At 59.8% G+C, this 19648-nt stretch carries 17 protein-coding genes; 6 read left to right on the top strand and 11 right to left on the bottom strand.

Annotated features, from left to right (window positions below):
* The first annotated feature begins 30 nt into the window (after positions 1-30).
* Positions 31-1323, top strand: a complete 1293-nt coding sequence (pncB, locus tag ACVBAU_RS01155; RefSeq protein ID WP_138924766.1) for a nicotinate phosphoribosyltransferase — start codon at positions 31-33, stop codon at positions 1321-1323.
* A gap of 85 nt (positions 1324-1408) precedes the next feature.
* Here pncB and ACVBAU_RS01150 read toward each other — a convergent pair whose 3' ends face one another.
* The 6 genes from ACVBAU_RS01150 to ACVBAU_RS01125 form a co-directional block, all read right to left on the bottom strand.
* Positions 1409-1951, bottom strand: a complete 543-nt coding sequence (locus tag ACVBAU_RS01150; RefSeq protein WP_448327412.1) for a nicotinate phosphoribosyltransferase — start codon at positions 1949-1951, stop codon at positions 1409-1411.
* 197 nt (positions 1952-2148) lie between these two features.
* Entirely contained in the window at positions 2149-2571 is a 423-nt protein-coding gene (arfB, locus tag ACVBAU_RS01145; protein ID WP_138924768.1) for an alternative ribosome rescue aminoacyl-tRNA hydrolase ArfB, read from the bottom strand.
* Between the two features lie 331 nt (positions 2572-2902).
* Complete coding sequence (locus ACVBAU_RS01140) at positions 2903-3523, bottom strand: queuosine precursor transporter (protein ID WP_138924769.1); 621 nt, start codon at positions 3521-3523, stop codon at positions 2903-2905.
* A 92-nt stretch (positions 3524-3615) separates the two neighbouring features.
* Positions 3616-4482 carry an esterase-like activity of phytase family protein gene (locus ACVBAU_RS01135; RefSeq protein WP_138924770.1) on the bottom strand — a complete coding sequence of 289 codons (867 nt, stop codon included), beginning with the start codon at positions 4480-4482 and terminating at the stop codon, positions 3616-3618.
* A gap of 2 nt (positions 4483-4484) precedes the next feature.
* Positions 4485-5420 (bottom strand): penicillin-insensitive murein endopeptidase, encoded by a 936-nt coding sequence (gene mepA, locus ACVBAU_RS01130; protein WP_335744642.1) that lies wholly within the window; start codon positions 5418-5420, stop codon positions 4485-4487.
* Complete coding sequence (locus tag ACVBAU_RS01125) at positions 5417-6790, bottom strand: MFS transporter (protein WP_448327409.1); 1374 nt, start codon at positions 6788-6790, stop codon at positions 5417-5419. Before ACVBAU_RS01125 ends, mepA begins: the two co-directional genes overlap by 4 nt.
* A gap of 195 nt (positions 6791-6985) precedes the next feature.
* On the opposite strand from ACVBAU_RS01125, the gene ACVBAU_RS01120 reads away from it, so the two are divergent.
* The 4 genes from ACVBAU_RS01120 (at position 6986) to yaaA (ending at position 10672) form a co-directional block, all read left to right on the top strand.
* Positions 6986-7318: a BLUF domain-containing protein gene (locus ACVBAU_RS01120; protein ID WP_093732054.1), complete on the top strand. Its 333-nt coding sequence runs from the start codon at positions 6986-6988 to the stop codon at positions 7316-7318.
* A gap of 102 nt (positions 7319-7420) precedes the next feature.
* Positions 7421-7708 (top strand): YggT family protein, encoded by a 288-nt coding sequence (locus tag ACVBAU_RS01115; RefSeq protein ID WP_448327408.1) that lies wholly within the window; start codon positions 7421-7423, stop codon positions 7706-7708.
* Between the two features lie 109 nt (positions 7709-7817).
* Positions 7818-9863, top strand: a complete 2046-nt coding sequence (recQ, locus tag ACVBAU_RS01110) for a DNA helicase RecQ (RefSeq protein WP_448327406.1) — start codon at positions 7818-7820, stop codon at positions 9861-9863.
* A 29-nt stretch (positions 9864-9892) separates the two neighbouring features.
* Complete coding sequence (gene yaaA, locus ACVBAU_RS01105) at positions 9893-10672, top strand: peroxide stress protein YaaA (protein ID WP_448327405.1); 780 nt, start codon at positions 9893-9895, stop codon at positions 10670-10672.
* On the opposite strand, the gene ACVBAU_RS01100 is transcribed toward yaaA, so the two are convergent.
* Positions 10657-12495: a response regulator gene (locus ACVBAU_RS01100; protein ID WP_448327403.1), complete on the bottom strand. Its 1839-nt coding sequence runs from the start codon at positions 12493-12495 to the stop codon at positions 10657-10659. The two genes, yaaA and ACVBAU_RS01100, sit on opposite strands and share 16 nt — an antisense overlap.
* Positions 12496-12534: 39 nt before the next feature.
* Here ACVBAU_RS01100 and ACVBAU_RS01095 point away from each other — a divergent pair, with 39 nt between their 5' ends.
* Positions 12535-12792 (top strand): hypothetical protein, encoded by a 258-nt coding sequence (locus tag ACVBAU_RS01095; RefSeq protein WP_448327401.1) that lies wholly within the window; start codon positions 12535-12537, stop codon positions 12790-12792.
* Positions 12793-12906: 114 nt separating this feature from the next.
* Here ACVBAU_RS01095 and ACVBAU_RS01090 read toward each other — a convergent pair whose 3' ends face one another.
* The 4 genes from ACVBAU_RS01090 to ACVBAU_RS01075 are packed head-to-tail and all read right to left on the bottom strand — an operon-like array spanning position 12907 to position 19593.
* Entirely contained in the window at positions 12907-14949 is a 2043-nt protein-coding gene (locus ACVBAU_RS01090) for a hypothetical protein (protein WP_448327400.1), read from the bottom strand.
* Positions 14946-17708, bottom strand: coding sequence for a DUF4159 domain-containing protein (locus ACVBAU_RS01085; protein WP_448327398.1), 2763 nt, complete (start codon positions 17706-17708; stop codon positions 14946-14948). Before ACVBAU_RS01085 ends, ACVBAU_RS01090 begins: the two co-directional genes overlap by 4 nt.
* The gene (locus ACVBAU_RS01080; RefSeq protein ID WP_448327396.1) at positions 17705-18589 is read right to left on the bottom strand and encodes a DUF58 domain-containing protein; all 885 of its coding nucleotides are present in this window, start codon (positions 18587-18589) and stop codon (positions 17705-17707) included. Before ACVBAU_RS01080 ends, ACVBAU_RS01085 begins: the two co-directional genes overlap by 4 nt.
* Complete coding sequence (locus ACVBAU_RS01075; protein WP_448327394.1) at positions 18586-19593, bottom strand: AAA family ATPase; 1008 nt, start codon at positions 19591-19593, stop codon at positions 18586-18588. The genes ACVBAU_RS01080 and ACVBAU_RS01075 overlap by 4 nt, the downstream gene beginning before the upstream one ends.
* Positions 19594-19648 lie beyond the last annotated feature (55 nt).

The following is a 19648-nucleotide window of genomic DNA, read 5'->3' as shown; positions in this document are numbered from 1 at the left end:
ACAAACACACCGCCTAAGGGAGCTTTAACCATGGTCGACATTGCAAGCCGCGTCTGGAACCACAAGTGGAAGATCGACCCGATCGTGCGGTCCCTGATCGATACGGATTTCTATAAGCTATTGATGTGTCAGTCGGTTTTCCGCAACAAGCCGGAAACGCAGGTCACCTTTAGCCTGATCAACCGGTCCAAACACATCCCGCTGGCCGATTTGATCGACGAAGGCGAGCTGCGCGAACAGCTGGATCACATCCGGTCCCTTTCGCTTAGCCGCGGTGAAAGCACATGGCTGCGGGGCAATACCTTTTACGGCAAACGACAGATGTTCCGCCCCGATTTCATGGAGTGGTTCGAAGGGTTGCGCCTGCCGCCCTACCACCTTGAACGCAAGGGCGACCAGTACGAGCTGACATTCGAAGGTTCGTGGCCCGAGGTGATGCTATGGGAAATTCCCGCCCTCGCGGTATTGATGGAACTGCGCAGCCGCGCCGTACTGGATCGCATGGGCCGGTTCGAGCTGCAGGTGCTCTATGCGCGCGGCATGACCCGTGTCTGGGAAAAGATCGAAGCATTGCGGGGAATACCCAACCTGTCGATCGCTGATTTCGGCACCCGTCGCCGCCATTCGTTCCTGTGGCAAGACTGGTGCGTGCAGGCCATGCAAGAAGGCTTGGGCAATGCCTTTACCGGCACATCGAACTGCAAAATCGCCATGAGCCGCGAGGTCGAAGCAATTGGCACGAACGCGCACGAGCTGCCGATGGTCTATGCCGCATTGGCGAAAGACGATGCCGCGCTGGCCCAAGCGCCCTATGATGTTCTGCAAGACTGGCACGAGGAACACGAAGGCAATCTGCGCATCATTCTACCCGACACCTATGGCACCAAAGGGTTCTTGGACAACGCCCCCGACTGGCTCGCGGGTTGGACAGGCATCCGTGTGGATAGCGGCGATCCGGCGGTCGCGGCGCAAACGGCGATTGATTGGTGGAAGTCCCGTGGCGAAGACCCCAGCGAAAAACGTGTGATTTTCAGTGATGGTCTGGATGTTGCCAAGATCAAGGAACTGCACAGCCAGTTTGAGGGCAAGGTCAAAGCCTCGTTTGGCTGGGGCACCTTGCTGACCAATGATTTTCGCGGGCTTGTGCCGGATGATGCGCTCGCCCCGTTCTCTTTGGTATGCAAAGCGGTCGAGGCGAACGGGAACCCTACTGTCAAATTGTCGGACAACCCGAACAAGGCCATGGGCCCGCAGTCAGAGATCGACCGCTACAAACGTGTCTTTGGCGTCGGTGATCAGACCGCGCAAAAAGTCATCGTCTGACCCACACGCGAAAGGGGCCGGTGGTTTCCCACCGGCCCCTCTGCCTTATGTCTCCCGCAGGGTGCGGGGAATACTGGCGGTCGGGTTAGCCGCGGTCGTCAATGACCAGTGTCAGCCCGCCCATGCCGTTACCGCGCACGGCGACAACATCTTCCGAAGCATAGCCTTCGGCCTTAAGCTGTGCGCTGAGGTCCGCGTTCGCGTCCACGGAGGCGCGCATGTCATCGACGGCTTCGGCTTGCGCTTCTAGTGCTTCGTCAAGCGCTGTGGTATTGCCGTTGCCCGACTTCAGTTCGGACACCGTCACAACGTCAAGCTTGGCGTTTGTGTCGAATGCCTCGATCTCGGACTTCGTTTGCGTGTTGCTCTCTGCACCAGCGCGCAGTTCCTGGATCAGCTGGCCGTAGTTTTCTTTTGCCATTTTGCCGTTCTTGGCTACAGCATCGGTTGCATCGTTCACGGTGGAACCAGTGGATAGTGAACCGGATGCACCAACATCTGCACTAACACCCGAGCTTACATCAGCAGCGCCGCCTACGGCACCGTCTACGGAAGTTTGAGCCATCGCCGCGGTGGAAACGCCAGTGGCCATCAGGGTCGCGATAAGTGTTGTTGTTGTAAGTTTCATCTGAGTTCTCCTTAGATTTACTAACGACATTGCTTGTATGTCTGTCAGGGGAACACGGGCCAAAGCTGATCCGTTCCAATGGCTGATCTGCCCTGTGGCGGCGATCTGCCGACACAGGGTTGATACCGGCAAGAACCGGCGAAATGGCATATCTGTTTAAAAGTTGATGGAACGTCTGCTGCCATGGGCAGACAAAGTTATTCTGGCGGATCAACCCGTCCGCGCAGCGATTTAACCTCGCCTCGGGTCTTTTTTGCCTTTAACCGGCGCTTTTTCGATCCCAGCGTGGGCCGTGTCGCAATACGCCTCTTTGGCGGTTTCAGCGCAGCGGTAATCAGATCCTTCAGCCGTTCGCGAATAATCTCGCGGTTGCGCACCTGACTACGGGTTTCGTCGCATTGCAGTACCAACGCGCCTTCAGTCGTCCAACGCCTGCCTGCCAATCGCCGTAAACGGTTTTTCACAGGCGTCGGTATGGACGGGGAGGTCGCGGCCTCGAACCGAAGCTCTACCGCGCTGGATACTTTGTTCACATTCTGGCCGCCTGGCCCCGAGGCCCGCATAAAGCTTTCTGATAGCTCCCAGTCCTGAATGGCAATGTCGTCGTTGATCCGCAGCATCACGCTCTCCTTCGTGGCAACTATCGCATCGCCTGCACCCGAGGGAAAGACCCGCACCCGCATGCGAAAAGGGCCGCCCCGGTGAGGAGCGGCCCAATCGAATGGTTTACGGAGGTGGGATCGGTTAGATCAGCGATCCACCTAGGCTGTTTCAACCGCCAGGGGCTGCCCTAACGGGATACCTCCCAAGCTGTTCCGACACCTCTCTCCAATACCGTTCTTGACACTGGATCACCTCCTTTACATTTGTTGAACTCACTTGAAGACTGGCACAGTAAATCGAAAACACAAAATGTTTTTTACGCCAGTCGGGGTCCGAGAGGTGCGCCCTTTAGCTGCGGGGCAGCAATTGTGCAGTGATAATGCGGAACGGGATCAGGGCGATCAGCGCGATGCCCAGCTTCACAGACCAATCCGCAACTGCCAGCGACACCCACAGAGGCGCCAACGGGCCACTGCCTAGCAAAGGCAGCATTTCCGAGGCCCAAGAGACGTCGGTCGCGGGGTGTAGAAATGACAGGACGCCGGAAAACGAGATCGAGAAAAACAGCAACGTATCAAGCGAGCTGCTGACCAAAGTGCTGGCCAAAGGTGCGCGCCACCATTTGCCATCACGCAGCGCAGAGAAGATCGCCACATCGACCAATTGCGCCACAAGAAACGCCACCCCGGACCCGATCGCGATGCGTAGGGTCACCAGTGGCCCGAATTCGCCCATGATCTGCGTCCCGATCAAAGAGCAAGCCAAACCAACGACAAAGCCAACCAGCACCACCCGCCGCGCGGCGTCTTTCCCGTAAACGCGGTTCATCACATCGGTGACCAGAAACGCCAGCGGATAGGTGAACGCGCCCCATGTCAGCCATTGGCCAAACAGGAATTGAACAAGGATGTTGGAGGCCACAACAATAGCGGCCATAGCAAGAATGCCGGGAAGATAGGTGCGTGTCATATTTGAACCGTTTTGTGCAAGGGTGCGGCGACTTGGCCTGCGGGGATCGCAGACAGTCATGCGTTGTAGGGATCGCATGCCATTCGCGCAAGCTATTGTGTGATCGTCAGCTCGATAACCTGGGTTTGCTGCACTGATAGGAAATTATCGTCTGAAATCATCGTCACACGCGTACGCCCGACACCATCGCGCCAAACGGTCAGCGCCTCGAGGTTGTCATACCGCGCAGGCAAGGTTTGCAACAAGGTCACGGCGGAGGTCTGGTCGCCCGCCAGTTCGATCCGCCGCAATCGGGTGCGAAACCCCAGCGGGGTTACCGTTCGTTCAAGTAAATACAGCCGACCTTCATCGTCGAAATCGGCACCGACAGGCACGAACGGGCTGTCTTTTTCAAGGTAGGCGGCAATGCTCCACGCGTCGTTTTGATACTTATACAGCGGTATTTGATTGCTGCGCGTATCCTCCGGCAGCGCGTATAGCGACCCTTCGGCATCCACCGCAAGTGCCTCGAAGCCAGCATTTTCCCTTAGCGATGCACCTTGGGGCGGGGCGATGATTTGCTGGGTCGTGCCATCGGCTAGATTTGTGCGCGCGATGCGGTGCTGCCCCTCGTAGCTGATAAAGATGCTGCCATCGGGCGCAATCGCCAGCCCTTCGGCATCGGTATGGGGCCTGTCCATCACCGCACCGTTTTCATCACGCAAGGCAACCGAATGTATCACCTCTAAGCCCGTCAACGTGCCAAGCGCATCCCGCGTCAGGTCGGCCACTATGATACGCCCGCGGTCGCTGATGACAGTCATTTGTTTACCATCCGCGCGCATCTCGGCACCCGACAGGCCGCCGAACCAAGGGGCGTCGTTATCCCAATCCAGCTGCGTGTGATGCACGACGGGGCCATTTGCGCCCGCTGCAAGAGCAGCGGAGGCAAAGCCAAGGGCAAAGAGGATCTGTAGCAAGTTTAGTTCGAATCCAGCACAGATTGGCACTGGGCAGGCAGATCAGCGAGCAACAGTTCACGTTTTGGCTTGCGCTTGGGGGCATTGGGGTTCGGTGGGGGCGGGTTCAGGATATTCGCCTGCCATTGACGTGCATCCGCGCAGCCGTCGCCTGCGGGGGGCGGATCCTGGTTAACGCAACCGGTTGCGCCTTTCGGGCAGCTCAGCCGGACGTGGAAATGATAGTGGTGCCCGTACCAAGGGCGAATTTTGCGCAGCCAGCTCCGGTCCCCCTTTTCATCGGCGCACATCTGCACCTTGGCACCGGGGAACACGAAAATACGCGCAACACGCGGGTCGGATGCAGCGGCCTTGAGCACCTGATGGTGCTGCGGCGTCCAGCTGCTGTTCACATAGGCACCGCTGGCACGGCGCATCGAGATGGACGAAATGTTTTCACGCTGCGACCGGCTAAGCGACAGAGATTTAGGCGGGAGCATCCATATATCCGCGTCCAAACCCATCTGGTGACTGGCGTGCCCGGTCAGCATCGGCCCGCCACGCGGCTGGCTGATATCACCGACATAGATTCCTTCCCAACCGGGTTGCTGCGCTGCCTTTGCGCTAAGCTGTTTGATGTAATCGATCATCTCTGGGTGGCCCCAGTTGCGGTTGCGCGACAGGCGCATCGCTTGCCAGGTTGGCCCCGTGTCGGCCAGCTGCTGCCCCCCTGCGACGCAGCCCTTGGCATAGCTGCCATAGGCGGCGGAAGACTGCCGAGAGCCATCGGATTTCGCGCCGAAAAGCTTCTTTGCTTGAACGCTGCTGCGCGCACCACCCGACGATCCGATGGTTGGCAGGATTTTGGATGCCTCTGCATTCGGCTTGGACGAAGACCCGCCGCAAGCCGCCAGGGCAAGGGCCAGCACGGTACAAGTGAGGAATCGGGACAGGATCATTTGGCGAAATCTCCGTTGGGTTTTACCCAGATTAACAGAACCAGACCGATGATGAACAGCCCCACAACGGGGGCGATCCCGATCCGCTGGTTGCCCGACAGGTCGCTGGCGACAGCGATCAAAGCCGGTGCCAAAAACGATGTAGCTTTGCCCGACAATGCGTAAAGGCCAAATGCCTCGGTCATGCGATCAGGGTTGCCCTGACGGGTCAACATATTGCGCGACGAGGCCTGCAACGCCCCCCCTGCTGCACCGATCAGCGCACCGGCGATGTAGAAGGCGATGTCGGGCACAGCAGACCCTTCGGCCAGCGCGACGCCCATAATTGAGCCAGGGGTCAGCGAGATAATCAGCACAGCCGTGGCGATCAGGATCAGACAGCAGGTCACAATAACAGGCATCGGCCCAATCGCGCGATCCACATGCCCCCCGACCCAAGAGAACACCGCGCCGGAAATCGCCGCGAGTATCCCAAAGACCCCGATATCAATAATGCTCCAGTTCAAGACACCAAGCGCATATATCCCACCGAACGTGTACATTCCGTTAAGGGCATCGCGATAAAACATCGATGACCCCAGATAGGCCAGAAGCGAAGGATGGCGCGGCAGGTTCTTGAGCGTGACCCAAAGATCCGCCAACCCTTTGCCCACCCGGTACCGCGCGGCACCTTTTACGGGCGTATCGCGCACATACAAAAAGAAAGGGATCATGAAAACGGCGTACCAGATCGCCGTTAACGGGCCGACAATGCGGGTGTCAGCCTTGGTCGCCGGATCAAGCCCGAACAGCGGGTTTAGCCCTGCCATCGTGCGCCCCGTGCTGCCTGCCTGAAAAAGCGCGATCATCACGATCAGCGCCAGAACACCGCCGACATAGCCAAACGCCCAGCCCGACCCCGACAGCCGCCCGCGTTCGCCGGGGTCGGGGTGCAGCTCGGGCAGATAAGAGTTGGTAAAAATCGTCGCGAACTCCATCCCGATCAGGCCGATGCCGAAAAAGAACAACGCCCAAACAACCGAGAAATCCTGCGGTGCCGTCCACCAAAGCGCGCCCGATCCCACGACATACAGTGCAGAAAATAGCCATATCCACGGCATCCGCTTGCCCGTTGAATCCGCAAACGCCCCGAGCGTCGGTGCCAGGATCGCAATAAGGATGCCCGCAGCCGTCAGGCCATACCCCCAATAGGCTTGCGCCTGCGCCTTGGCGGCCTCGAGCGCCATACCACCCTCGACCAGATTTGCCGTCGCCGTTTGGGCGAAATAGGGGCCGAAAATGAACGTCAAAAGGAGCGTGTTGTAGGGCTGGCTGGCCCAGTCAAAGAAGTACCAGCCCCAGATCTTCTTTCGCGCTGATGTGGCTGCCATGACTGCTCTCTCCTGTTTCAAGCGACGGTAGTGCAGCAACAGGGCGCGACGCAAGTCTGCGAATGGCTCTCCCGCGTAGCGGGAAGGGCGTTTTGATATGTCCTATGACATTCGAACAGGGTCGCTTTTTAAAAACCTTTTGTCTAAAGAAGATCAAGAACAATGCCCCGTTAAGAATTTTTTAGGAGACCCTATATGGCGATGATCCGGCTTCTCTATTTCAGCACCGCAGTTCCATCCGTTTCCAAAGCCGATGTCGCAGAAATATTTACCATCGCGGTGCGTGAAAACGAAAAGCACAGCGTCACGGGGGCCTTGGCATATAACGGGCGCAACTTCTGTCAGGTGCTGGAAGGTGAAGAAGCTGACGTACACCGGTTGATCGAAAATATTCGCAATGACGCGCGGCACAGCGGCTTTAAAATCCTCGATGAAAAACAGATCGAGACCCGGCATTTCGCCGATTGGTCGATGCTTAAAGTCGACAGTCTTGATTTCTCTGTCGTCATCAACGCGATGCAAGCGTAAAATAATGCGAATTCGACAAGGGCGGCGGGGCTAAAGCCGCGCTGCTCTTGTTCTTTGGCGCGGGCGCACATACCTTCGCGCTGTGCAACGAAAGGCCCCCCTATGACATCCCTTTTTCAGATCCTGATGCTCGTGCTGAACATCGTTTGGTTCATCATCATCGCGCATGTCATCATGAGCTGGCTGATTAATTTTCAAGTCTTAAACCTTCGTCAACCTTTGGTGGCGCAAGTTTGGGACGGGCTCAATCGCTTGCTGGAGCCTGTCTATGGCCGCGTCCGCAGCATTCTGCCGCAGATGGGCGGGCTTGACCTCGCGCCGTTGGTCGTACTGATCGCGGTCGCTGTTCTGCGTATCCTGCTGATCAACAACGCTGCAATGTTCTACTAATCGGGCATCTTCTGGGGCCTTGGCCCTGCCGGACGCACGGGCAGGGATTGTCCCCCGCCCGCGACTATGAGATTCTGCATGCTGCAGGTTAGATACAGTTGGGTTTTTCATGTCAGGCGCTGCCACGCTACTTCGTGATGTCTTTGGGTTCGACGGGTTCCGTCCTGGTCAACAAGAGATCGTAGAGGCCGTTACCGCCGGTGAAAACACGCTGGCGATCATGCCCACCGGGGGCGGTAAGTCCCTGTGTTTCCAGATGCCTGCTTTGCTGCGGGATGGGGTGACGGTCGTTATATCTCCGCTTATTGCGTTGATGCGTGATCAGGTACGCGCCTTGCAAGAGCTTGGCGTTGGGGCCGGGGCGCTGACCTCGGGTAACACGCCCGAAGAAACCGATGCCGTGTGGGAAGGGCTCGAAGCGGGCACGCTCAAGCTATTGTATATGGCACCCGAACGGCTCGCCGCGGGGTCAGTCACCGGCATGTTAAAGCGTGTCGGCGTGTCATTGATCGCTGTGGATGAGGCGCATTGCGTCAGCCAGTGGGGCCATGATTTTCGCCCTGACTATTTGCGCATTGGTGAATTGCGACGCACGCTGGATGTGCCGCTGGCCGCCTTTACCGCGACGGCGGATGCCGAAACTCAAGCCGAGATCATCCAGAAGCTTTTTGACGGAGCCCCGCCACGCGCCTTCCTGCGCGGGTTCGACCGTCCCAATATCCATCTGGCTTTTGCTGCCAAAAACGGACCGCGCGCGCAGATTTTGAACTTTGCCAGCGCGCGTAAGGGGCAGTCGGGCATCGTCTATTGCGGCACCCGTGCGAAAACCGAAGGGCTTGCCAAAGCGCTGCGCGACGACGGGCATCTGGCTCTGCATTATCACGGCGGGATGGAAGCAGACGACCGCCGCACGGCAGAACGCCGCTTCCAACAAGAGGACGGGCTGATCGTCGTGGCGACCGTGGCCTTTGGCATGGGGATCGACAAACCGGACATTCGGTGGGTCGCCCATGCCGATCTGCCCAAATCCATTGAAGCTTACTATCAGGAAATCGGACGCGCGGGCCGCGACGGTGCCCCGGCTGAAACGCTTACGCTGTTTGGTCCCGATGACATCCGTTTGCGGCGCAGCCAAATTGACGAAGGGCTGGCCCCGCCCGAACGACGCGCTGCGGATCATGCCCGATTGAACGCCCTACTGGGGCTTGCCGAGGCGCTGGAATGTCGCCGCCTGAACCTGCTTAAATATTTTGACGAAAGCGACGTGAGTTGCGAAAATTGTGACCTCTGCGACTCGCCTGTGGAGGTGTTCGACGGCACCACGGCGGTACGCAAGGCGCTGTCGGCCATGCTGCGCACCGAGGAATGGTTCGGCGCGGGTCATTTGATCGACATCCTGCTTGGCAATGAAACTGACAAGATCCGCGAACGCGGGCATAGCGACCTGCCGACGTATGGGGTGGGAAAGGAATATGACAAACGCGAATGGCAGGCCGTGTTCAGGCAGATGATGGGCCACGATCTCGTGCGCCCTGACGCTGCGCGCCACGGTGCGTTGCGGATGACCGATGCCGCGCTGCCCATTCTACGCGGCGAGGCGTCTATCTCTCTGCGCCGCGACAGTATTCGTGCCGCCGCAGCGCAGCGCCGCCCCGCGGTAAAAGCAATGGTCAGCGACGAAGATACGCCACTGCTGTCGGCGCTCAAGGCCAAACGTCGGGGGCTCGCAGAGGCCGCGAAAGTGCCCGCGTACATCATTTTCAATGACCGCACGCTGATCGAGATGGCCGAGAAACGGCCAGCGACATTGGACGCGATGGCGCGTATCGGCGGTGTTGGGGCGAAAAAGCTCGAGAACTTCGGCGATGCGTTTCTAGAGGTGATCAACGGCGCTGCGGCCGAAATGCACCCGACACGCCGCAAGCTGGCAGGGCGGGCCGCGGGGTCCGTCTTTGATCAGCTGCAAGAAGTCCAAACCACGCTGTCACGGGGCGCGGACGGCGGCGAAAAACCCCTGAGCTGCTCGACGTCGTTACTGGCGAAAGTGGCGCAACTTCATGCGCCGAACCTCGATGCAATAGAGCGTATCCTGGGCGAGAAACGAACCGAAAGGTTTGGCCCCGCATTTCTGGACGTCCTGCAGCAAGCGGGCTAGCTCTTGCCGCGACCAAATAAGGAAGACCTATGCTGACCGTCATTTCGCCTGCCAAGAAAATGGACTGGACCCCCCGCACCGTCGAGATGACGACGCCGGATTTGCACGATGATGCCGTGGCTTTGGTCAAGGTGGCCCGCGCGCTGAGCGTTGGTGATTTGCAATCATTGATGCACCTGAGCGAAAAACTGGCCCAGCTGAACCGCGATCGTTTTGCCTCGTTCGAGGAAAACCCCACCCCTGATACTGTGCGCCCCGCTGCATTTGCCTTTGCCGGCGACACCTACCAAGGGCTCGAGGCGACAAGTTTGGACCCCGATGAAGTGAGCTATGCGCAGGATCATCTGCGAATACTGTCGGGGCTTTATGGCGTACTGCGCCCCTTGGATGCAATTCAGGCCTACCGGCTTGAAATGGGCAGCCGGTTGAAGACGCCGCAGGGTAAATCGCTGTACGAATACTGGGGCGCGCGTTTGTCCGATGCGTTGAACCAGCAGGCAGAGCAGACCAACAGCAGGTTTCTGGTGAACTGCGCCAGTCAGGAATACTTTGGCGCGGTCGACCTGAAGGCGCTGGTCCCCGCTGTCGTGACGCCACAGTTCATGGAAGACAAATCTGACGGCAAAGGCCCGAAAATTGTCAGCTTCTACGCCAAGAAAGCGCGCGGCGCGATGGCGCGGTTCATTGTGCAGAACCGGCTTACCGACTCGGATGCGATCAAGGATTTTGATATCGGCGGGTATGCTTGGAAGCCAGATCTGTCTACGCCGGAAAAACCCGTATTTGTGCGTCCCTATCCCACCAGCTGACCCTCAAGCGGGAAGGCCGAGGTGGGGCAGTACCGTTCCAAAAGCGCCACGATTTCCGCCTTGCGCAACGGTTTGGTAAGGAAATGATCCAGACCGGCGGCTAGGATATTATCCTTCTCGTCCTGAATGACATGAGCAGTCAGAGCGACAATAGGACAGCTGTCGCGAGCCCCATTCTCCAAGGCGCGAATGGCTGCGGCGGCCTCTTTTCCGTTCATTTTCGGCATGGATATATCCATGAAGACCAGATCAGGCCGGAAGGATTGAAACAGGGTAACTGCATCCTCTCCATCGACGGCGAGCTGCAAGTCAATGTTCAGCCGTTGCAGCATCTTGCGCAGGACGAGGCGGTTGGTTTTATTATCTTCCGCGGCCAGAACACGCATCGGGCGGGTGCCGTTGGCCAAGGGGGGCGATTTTGTCATCTCTGCCAGCAGATCGGTGATGTTGATCGGATTTTTCATGATCCGGCGCAAACGCACGTCGCCCACATTTTCCCGGATTGAATCCGGGGCCTCGCTGTACAAAATCACGTCTGTTGCGGACAGACGCGCCTGAACCGCGCGCGCAAATTCAAATCCGTCCATATCGGGCAAGATCTGATCAACAAGAACCAGATCCACGCTGTCATCCAAGGTTACCAATCCGCAAGCGCCGGTGGCGCATGTGGTGACCCGTACCCCGATATGTTCCAGGTTGCGCTGGAGGATGGACCGGCAGATCGTTTCCGTTTCGACGATCAGAACGTGTCGCAGAAACGCAGGCGGCATCAGGGTCGGCGTCGGCGCGTCGACTTGCACTTTCAGGGGAAGTTCGAACCCGAAGCAGGACCCCACCTCTGGCTCGGACGTGACCCATATCTCGCCGTTCATCAACTGCACCAACCGTTGACAGATCGCCAGCCCCAGGCCGGCCCCTTCTGCAGTCGGGCTTGGCTCGCTGTTGGCTTGGGTGAATTCCCCCATAATATGATCGATGATATCAGGGGGGATGCCGATGCCTGTATCCTCGATAGAGACTTTTATCAGCACGTTGTCGGATTCACTGTCTGGCAGGCCCGTGGCCCGAATGAGAATGTGCCCGTTTCGCGTAAACTTCACCGCATTTCCTACAAGATTGGTCAGCACCTGTCGAATGCGCCCGGCATCCCCGATCAATTTGCGTGGCAGAAAGAGGTCAAAATCCAAAGCGATATCAAGCCCCTTTTGAACCGCGAGCGGTTGCAGCAGCAGCAATACCTCTTGGAAAATACGTTCTAGATCAAAGGGGGCGGAATGGATGCTGAGCCGGTTTGCTTCGATCCGGGAAAAGTCCAACACGTCGTTGATAATAACCAATAGTGCTTCACCAGAGGTTTTAATCGTATCGACATACAACCGCTGGTCTTGCGTCAGCACGGTATCGCCAAGCACTTCTGTCATTCCGACGATCCCGTTCATCGGGGTGCGGATTTCATGGCTCATCTTGGCTAGAAACAAGGATTTCGCACTGTTGGCAGCTTCGGCAGTGGCACGGGCGTCGACCAGTTGCCGCTGATGCGCGACGCTGTCGGTGATATCGCGGGCCAGTGAAACGGTGTCGCCGCCTTTGCCGCGTTGATCGACGATTTTGATGTAAGTGCCGTTCCAGAGCCTTACGATGATCGGTTCCGGGGCCTTTTGCTGTGACCGCAGGATCATCTTGGCGCGCCATTCCTCAGGCGTGTGTCGACCGATGTTAATGATACCCTCTTCGGTGAGGATGCGCAGGATGGTCAAATAGCTGACGCCGGGCCGGATAATATCGATACCGTCAAACACCGCGAGATAGGATCGGTTCGCCATGATCATTTCGCTGTGTCTGTTAAAAAAGGCAAAGCCGTCGTGGATGGTCTCAATCGAATGCCACAGGCGCCGTTCCGTCAGTTCAACCTGTTCCCGCGCTGCGCAAAGATCGGACATTACCCGTTGGTTTTTAAAACGGATACTTTCGACCTCCGCCCGCGTCTCGGAGATTTCGTCATGTACGCGTTGGGCGTGCTTATCAAGTTTTCGTTGGGCGGCACAAAGCTCCGCCTGCTTTCTTTCAAGCCTTGCTTCCGCCTGTTCGCGGCGGCGGCGTTCTTGCAAAAGCCTATCTGACGTTTCCATCCAACGCTCCGAATCCTCCTTGTCTGCACAGCAGAATGGAGCATTGCAGATGAATAACTGCTTAACCGGTTCACCGTTTTTCGCCCAGTAAGCGCGATTTCGTGGTTAACGTCGTCCTTCGCGCAGCCATGCCGCAAGGATCAGGGCACTGCCAAGCAACAGAACAAGCCACGCCGGAAGGATCGGCATCTGGCGCACGTCCCGCGTTTCATAGGCATTCCGAGGTGTCAGCCCAATCCATCCGCGACCTGCAGCGGGGCGACCGACACGTACGTCGCGGATACGGGGCAGACCCTCTTCGATCCGCGCGACGCCGCCGCGTGCGGGGGCCAGTACGGGGGTCAGGGTTTCATCGCTCGCGATCGTTTCGACAAACTCTTTCGGGGCGGCAGGGCCCAAGCCGATCACGGCACTTTGGTCACCATTTTCAAGCCGGTAGAGCCCAATCTCGGGCCCATCGTACACGCCTTCGAAAACGCCGGGTGATGTGGGTGTCAGGGCAAGCTGCGCGGTGCTGCCATCGGGATTGGTGATGGTGGCAGATGGAATTTCATCACCAAGGGTACGGCGGGTGATGCGCATGGTCTGGCCATCGGCGTTTGCGGTCAGCGCCTCTTCTTCCAGCTCTGGTTCTTTCATCATCCAGTGGGCCAGACGCCGCAGCAGTTCAAGCTGCGGCCCGCCGCCTTCATAGCCGCGGTTCCAAAGCCACGCATGATCCGATGCCATCAGCGCAACGCGCCCTTCTTCGACCCGGTTTAGGATCAACAGCGGTCGGTCGCCTTCGCCCGTCATCACGACATCTCCCAAGGGGTCCGTCACGTCGATCTGCCGCAGCCAGCGGCCCCATGTGTCCTGTTCGGGCAAGCCGCTGGTGACCGGATGGCGGTGGCCCAGTTCAGAGACCAAAGGGCGGTACGGCTGTTCGATCACCCGCGCGGTAGGCGTGGCGGGCAGGACGTCTCCCAATGGGGACCGATAGATGCTGTCGGCACTGGCGAAATCCGCGCCGGCTGCGACCAGTACGGCCCCGCCGCCGCGTACATAATTCGCGACGTTTTCCAGATACAGCGACGGTAGGATGCCGCGTCGTTTATAGCGGTCAAAGATAATCAGATCGAAATCCTCGATCTTTTCCATGAACAATTCGCGGGTGGGAAAGGCGATCAGGGACAGTTCGTCCACCGGCACGCCATCCTGTTTTTCGGGCGGACGCAGGATCGTAAAGTGCACCAGATCGACAGAACTGTCGGATTTCAGCAGGTTACGCCATGTGCGCCCGCCCTGGTGCGGTTCGCCGCTGACCAGCAGAACGCGCAGCCGATCCCGCACGCCGTTGATCTGGATCAGCGCAGCGTTGTTACGGTCGGTCAGCTCTCCTTTGGCTTCGGGCAGCGAAAACCGGATGACGTTGCGGCCGCTGTGGGGCAGGGTCACGGGCAATTCGAGGTCTTGGCCCACCGGCACGCGGAAGGTTTGCGGCGGCTCCCCGTCGACCGAGATTTCAAGCGGGGCCAGCGCGTCTTTTTGCGGGGCGGCACCAAGGTCGTCGATGCGCAGGGTCAGGATTACCGGTTCGCCGATGATGGCAAAGGCCGGGGCGTTGCGTACGGACAGGCGGCGATCCCAATCGCTTTGCTTTCCGGTCATCAGCAGGTGCATCGGCGCGGGCAGATCCACAGGTAGATCAGCGTCATGGATACGACCGTCGCTCAGTGCCAGAATCCCAGCGATACGGGCGCGCGGTTCTTCAGCCAGCACCTCTGATAGCGCAGTCATCAGCTGCGTACCGCTGTCCCCTTCGCCGTCCGGCACGGTCACGCGGCGCAGTTCGGTGTTGTCGCGGGTCGCGATCTGGGCGGCCAGCGTATCCGCGGCAGTGCTGGTTTGTGCGGGGCGATCCGCGAGTTTCTGACTGGCGCTTGCGTCTTCCAGCATCACGACAATATCCGTGAGCGGCGCACGATCTTCTTGTTGGACGGAGGGGCCGGCGAGGGCCGCAAGAATAACGGCCATCGCCGCCCCCCGTAGCGCCCAACCCTGCAACCCGCGCAGCACTGCCAAGACCACGGCGGCCAGCGCCAGCGCTGCAACCACCGCCAATAATGGCAAGGGGATTAGCGGATCGAATATAACGCTCGACGTCATTGGCCCAACCTGTCCAGCAGCGCAGGCACATGGACCTGATCGGATTTATAGTTACCGGTCAGCACATGCATGACCAGATTGACGCCAAAACGATATGCCAATTCGCGTTGACGTTCCCCCGCAAAGCCGCGCCCGATGGGTACCATCGGGGCACCGTTCGGCGACACGGCCCAAGCCGCGGCCCAATCGTTGCCGCCAATCACAACCGGGCTGACGCCATCGTTGAGATTGCGAAATGGCATTCCTTCTACCTGCTCTGCATCGGGGGCCGATGCCTCTACCCAAAGATCGCGCCCGCTGTGCCGACCAGGAAAATCCTGCAGCAAATAGAAAGTGCGGGTCAGAACGTGATCCGCAGGCAGGGGTTCTAGCGGCGGGATGTCCAGCGGGGCGGCGAGGTCTTGCAGCTTGCGGCCATTGGGGCTTGCGGCACCGAACCCCGCGATATTAGCATCACGCGTGTCAAACAGGATCATCCCGCCGGACCGCAGATAGTTGTTCAGCTTGGTATAGGCAGCATCCGAAGGGCGGGGCTGCTCTGGCGTGATGGGCCAATAAAGCATGGGGAAGAACGCAAGCTCGTCCCGCTCCAGATTGACGCCGATGGGGTTGGCAGGTTCAACCGACGTGCGGAAATAGAGCGTATCCGACAGCCCACGCAATCCGGCATCCGACATCTCGTCGACCGACGCATTGCCGGTGACCACATAGGCCAGCGTCATCTCTGCCGTGGCGTTGAGGGCAAAGCTGTCGTCTGCCTGCGCATCAGCCTGCGTCGGCGCATAAATCAGCGCGGCAAGGATCAGCCCTGCGGCATTGCTGTGTTTCAGAAGCCGCCCAGACAGGGACAGCGACGCGACAACATCGGCCAGCAACAGCAGAATCGACAGCGACAACAGCCATCCGGAAAGCGGCTGCTCATCTGCGACATCAAGCCCGCGCACTGGCACGTCCGCAGGCCACGTTGCAGGCCCGAGCGTGGTATCGGCCACCACCACGTTGCGCGCAATACGCCTGTCGCCAGAAGCATAGACCCCCGGCTGCAAATTCGGCCCCGCAGGGGCATCCGCCAGATCAGCGCCATCCACACCCGGCAGCGTGCCCGCGTCGGACAACGTGCCGAACCCGTCCATCACCCGCAGGGGTGTCCATGTCGTGCCCTTCAGGTCGGAGGCTTCGATACCTGCAGAGGATGAAGAAATTGCTAAACGCTCCATCATCTGCACAAATAATCCCGAAAGCGGCAGCGTTGACCATTCGGCTGTGGCGGTTACGTGAAACAAGATGATCTGCCCCTGACCCAGTTGCTTGCGTGTGACGAGCGGCGTGCCATCGCTGAGCGCCGCGATCACGCGGTCCGACAGGGTGGGATCGGGCTGTGCGACGACTTGGGCGGATACAGTCACATCCTCCGGTATTTCCAGCCCGAAAAACGGAGAGGTTTCGCGGAAAGCATCGAGTGTTTTAGGGGCTCCCCAGCTCATCGCGCCGCCAACGCTGCGGCCGCCAGACCGCAGGCGCACGGGCATCAGCGGGTCTTCGGTGTCGCGGCTGATATCGCTGGCGGCAATGCGTGGCCCGGCAAAGCGGACCAACATCCCGCCCGCTTCGATCCAGTCGAGCAGCGGTGCCTGTTCTGCCTCGGACAGGGTCGCAATATCGGCCAGCACGATCACATCGGGGTTGGCGGGCAGCACATCGCCAAGCGCGCCGTCAATCAGGTCGGCGGCGGGGGCCAAGGCCTGTTCAATATAATGTAGCGGCGACAGCAGCTCTAGCCCCTCGCGGTTCTCGCGTCCGGCAATCAGCCCGACCTCGCGCCGCCGCAACGCATCGTCCACAAGCGTTGTCGCTCCGGCAGAGCGTTGGCCTGCAATGTCAAACCGGGTGATCCGGGCGCGCAGTTCAGCGGGGAGCGACAGGGCGGCGGTGGCCTGTGTCGATCCCGCTTCGAATGTGGCGGGCACACTGGCGAGGGTGCGCATATTCCCCGCCGGATCGCGGCCCTGCGCATTGATCGTCACGGCACGTTCGGCAGTGGGCAGGGCGCGTTTGACGGTAAGGGTGATCGCCCCGTCCTCATAGGTTGCGGGTGCCATCGCCAGCACATCTGCGCCGGTCTGGTACACCTCTACGCTGCCCTGATCCTGTAACGCCTCAAGCATCGCATCGCGCCCGTCATAGGCGAGCCCGTCACTGAACCAAATTGTATCGAACCCGCCAAGTGTGCTGGTAATCTCAATCGCGCGGTCGATATCGGTGGGGGCGGGCTGCCATGGTGCTGGCTTGAATCCGGCCAGCCGACTGCGCCCCGCGTCGGCAGACTGAAAGGCGGGTTGCTCGGGGCGGGTGAGGGTCAGGAAGCCAACGGTGCGTCCGGCGCGTGCGGCACGGGTCAGCTGTGCTTCTAGCGCTTCGGTTTGCTGCGGCCAGCGGGTCGCGCCGGCCCAGGACCCGTCCACTACGATCAGGAGCGGGCCGGTGCCTTGGGTCTGTTCTTCTTGCGGGTTCAGGATAGGTCCAGCCAGCCCGATGATCAGCGCCGCCACGGCAAGCATGCGCAACAACAGCAGCCACCACGGCGTGCGGTCCGACACGCTTTCGGCATCGCTGAGGCCGAGTAAAAGCGCCACGCCGGGAAAACGGCGGCGGGTGGGGGCTGGTGGCACAGCCCGCAAGATCAGCCACAGGATCGGCAGCGCCAGAAGCGCAAGCAGCATCCAAGGCGCGGTAAAACCGATACCCCCGAACACGGTCATGCCGCCCCCCCGCTGCGCGTATCCAGCGCACCATACAGCCACAGCAGCGCCGATTGCGCCGTGCTGTCGGTGTGGTGCAGCCCGTACTGCCAGCCGGTCAGGGCGCAAAGTTGCTGCAGCTCTGCCTTACGTTCGGCGAGCCGTTCAAGATAGCGGTGTTTCAGGTCGTTCGCCTTCAACGTTTCATGACGCAAGGTGCCGCCGACGCTTTCAAAGATGGTGCGGCCGGCAAACGGGAAGGCCTCTTCTGACGGGTCAAGCACATGGAGCAACACGCCCCGCACGCCGCGGTCGGCGGCCTTGGTCAGGGCCGTGGCGACCCCCGCAAGATCGCCCATAAAGTCAGAGATAAATACAGCCCGCGCTTGGGGGATCATGGCGCGGTGCTCCGGCGGCGCATAATCCGCGGCGTCGTCCTGACACAGCGCTTCGGCAAGTCGTAAAATCTGAGGCCTGCCCGACCGCGGAGGCAGGGCGCTGCCGGTCAGGCCGACGCGTTCACCGCCCCGTTGCAGCAAAACCGCCAGCGCCAGTCCCAGCAGCCGTGCGCGGTCAGCTTTCTGTTCCAGCGCGGCGGTCGAGGCAAAGCGCATCGAGGCCCCCTGATCGACCCAGAGCATGACCGACTGCGCGATCTGCCATTCGCGTTCGCGCACAAATTCATGGTCCCCCATAGCCGAACGCCGGTGGTCGATGCTGCGCCGGCTGTCGCCGACCTGTGCCGGACGGTATTGCCAGAAGTCATCCCCCACCCCTGCGCGACGACGTCCATGCGCGCCCAGCAGGACCGCGCCGGCCAGATGCTCTGCACGGGCCAGCAGCGCGGGCAAACGGGCTGCTTGCTCCTCGGATCGGATGCGAAGGGTGTCGGGGCTGTTCACGCCGCGGCCTTTTTCCCGATCAGGATGGCCGTGGTTGCGTCGATCAACGTGTTCAGGCTGTCACCCCGTGCGCGCGCGGCAAAGTTCAGTGCCATTCGGTGCATCAAAACGGGGCGGGCCATATCAATCACATCTTCGGCCGAGGGGGCCAACCGCCCTTGTAGCAAGGCGCGCGCGCGCACGGTCAGCATCAACGCCTGCGCAGCACGGGGGCCGGGGCCCCAAGCCACGGTATCGCGCACGTTCTGGCTGGCGTCGGGACCGTCAGGGCGGAAGGCGCGGACCAGATCAAGGATCAGTTCGACCACGGATTCACCGACCGGCATCTGCCGCAGCAGCGTTTGCGCGGCCAACAACTTTTCCGTGGTAAACACAGCCGTGGCCTGCGCATCGGTATCGCCCGTGGTCGCCATCAGGATATCGCGTTCTGTATCGCGGTCGGGATAGGCCACGTCGATCTGCACGAGGAAACGGTCAAGCTGGGCCTCTGGCAACGGGTAGGTGCCCTCTTGTTCAATCGGATTCTGGGTGGCAAGCACGTGAAACGGATGCCCCAAGGCGCGGTCCTGTCCAGCAACGGTCACTGTCTTTTCCTGCATCGCCTGCAACAACGCGGATTGAGTGCGCGGCGAGGCGCGGTTGATCTCGTCCGCCATCAGCAGCTGGCAAAAAATCGGGCCTTCGACAAAACGGAATGCGCGGGTGCCATCGGCGGCGGTGTCCAAAACCTCTGACCCCAGAATATCGGCAGGCATTAGGTCGGGCGTGAACTGGACCCGATTGCCATCCAGCCCCATAACTGTGCTCAACGTTTCGACCAGCCGCGTCTTGCCCAGACCCGGCAGACCGATCAGCAACCCGTGCCCGCCACACAGCAGCGCCGTCAGTGTCAGATCAACGACCCGCTCCTGTCCGATAAAGCGCCGGTTGATCGACGCCTTGGCCTCGGCCAGCTTTTCGCCAAGCGTCTCGATTTCTGCTACCATATCGCGGGCTTGGGTCATGACTTTTGCGTCCTTGGAGTTATATCAGTTAGATGTAAGTGTATCGTGTGAACAG

The organism is Sulfitobacter sp. M13 (genome assembly GCF_053474885.1).
The sequence above is the reverse complement of the archived record's forward strand: the minus strand, read 5'-3'. Positions and strand labels throughout refer to the sequence as shown.

Excerpts from the sequence above, each read along its gene's own strand:
- ACVBAU_RS01150 (WP_448327412.1), bottom strand. The coding sequence starts at position 1,951 with ATGAAACTTACAACAACAACACTTATCGCGACCCTGATGGCCACTGGC.
- ACVBAU_RS01075 (WP_448327394.1), bottom strand. The coding sequence starts at position 19,593 with ATGACCCAAGCCCGCGATATGGTAGCAGAAATCGAGACGCTTGGCGAA.
- pncB (WP_138924766.1), top strand. The coding sequence starts at position 31 with ATGGTCGACATTGCAAGCCGCGTCTGGAACCACAAGTGGAAGATCGAC.
- ACVBAU_RS01140 (WP_138924769.1), bottom strand. The coding sequence starts at position 3,523 with ATGACACGCACCTATCTTCCCGGCATTCTTGCTATGGCCGCTATTGTT.
- ACVBAU_RS01115 (WP_448327408.1), top strand. The coding sequence starts at position 7,421 with ATGACATCCCTTTTTCAGATCCTGATGCTCGTGCTGAACATCGTTTGG.
- ACVBAU_RS01085 (WP_448327398.1), bottom strand. The coding sequence starts at position 17,708 with ATGACCGTGTTCGGGGGTATCGGTTTTACCGCGCCTTGGATGCTGCTT.
- recQ (WP_448327406.1), top strand. The coding sequence starts at position 7,818 with ATGTCAGGCGCTGCCACGCTACTTCGTGATGTCTTTGGGTTCGACGGG.
- ACVBAU_RS01120 (WP_093732054.1), top strand. The coding sequence starts at position 6,986 with ATGGCGATGATCCGGCTTCTCTATTTCAGCACCGCAGTTCCATCCGTT.
- mepA (WP_335744642.1), bottom strand. The coding sequence starts at position 5,420 with ATGATCCTGTCCCGATTCCTCACTTGTACCGTGCTGGCCCTTGCCCTG.
- arfB (WP_138924768.1), bottom strand. The coding sequence starts at position 2,571 with ATGCTGCGGATCAACGACGACATTGCCATTCAGGACTGGGAGCTATCA.
- ACVBAU_RS01090 (WP_448327400.1), bottom strand. The coding sequence starts at position 14,949 with ATGACGTCGAGCGTTATATTCGATCCGCTAATCCCCTTGCCATTATTG.
- yaaA (WP_448327405.1), top strand. The coding sequence starts at position 9,893 with ATGCTGACCGTCATTTCGCCTGCCAAGAAAATGGACTGGACCCCCCGC.
- ACVBAU_RS01100 (WP_448327403.1), bottom strand. The coding sequence starts at position 12,495 with ATGGCGAACCGATCCTATCTCGCGGTGTTTGACGGTATCGATATTATC.
- ACVBAU_RS01125 (WP_448327409.1), bottom strand. The coding sequence starts at position 6,790 with ATGGCAGCCACATCAGCGCGAAAGAAGATCTGGGGCTGGTACTTCTTT.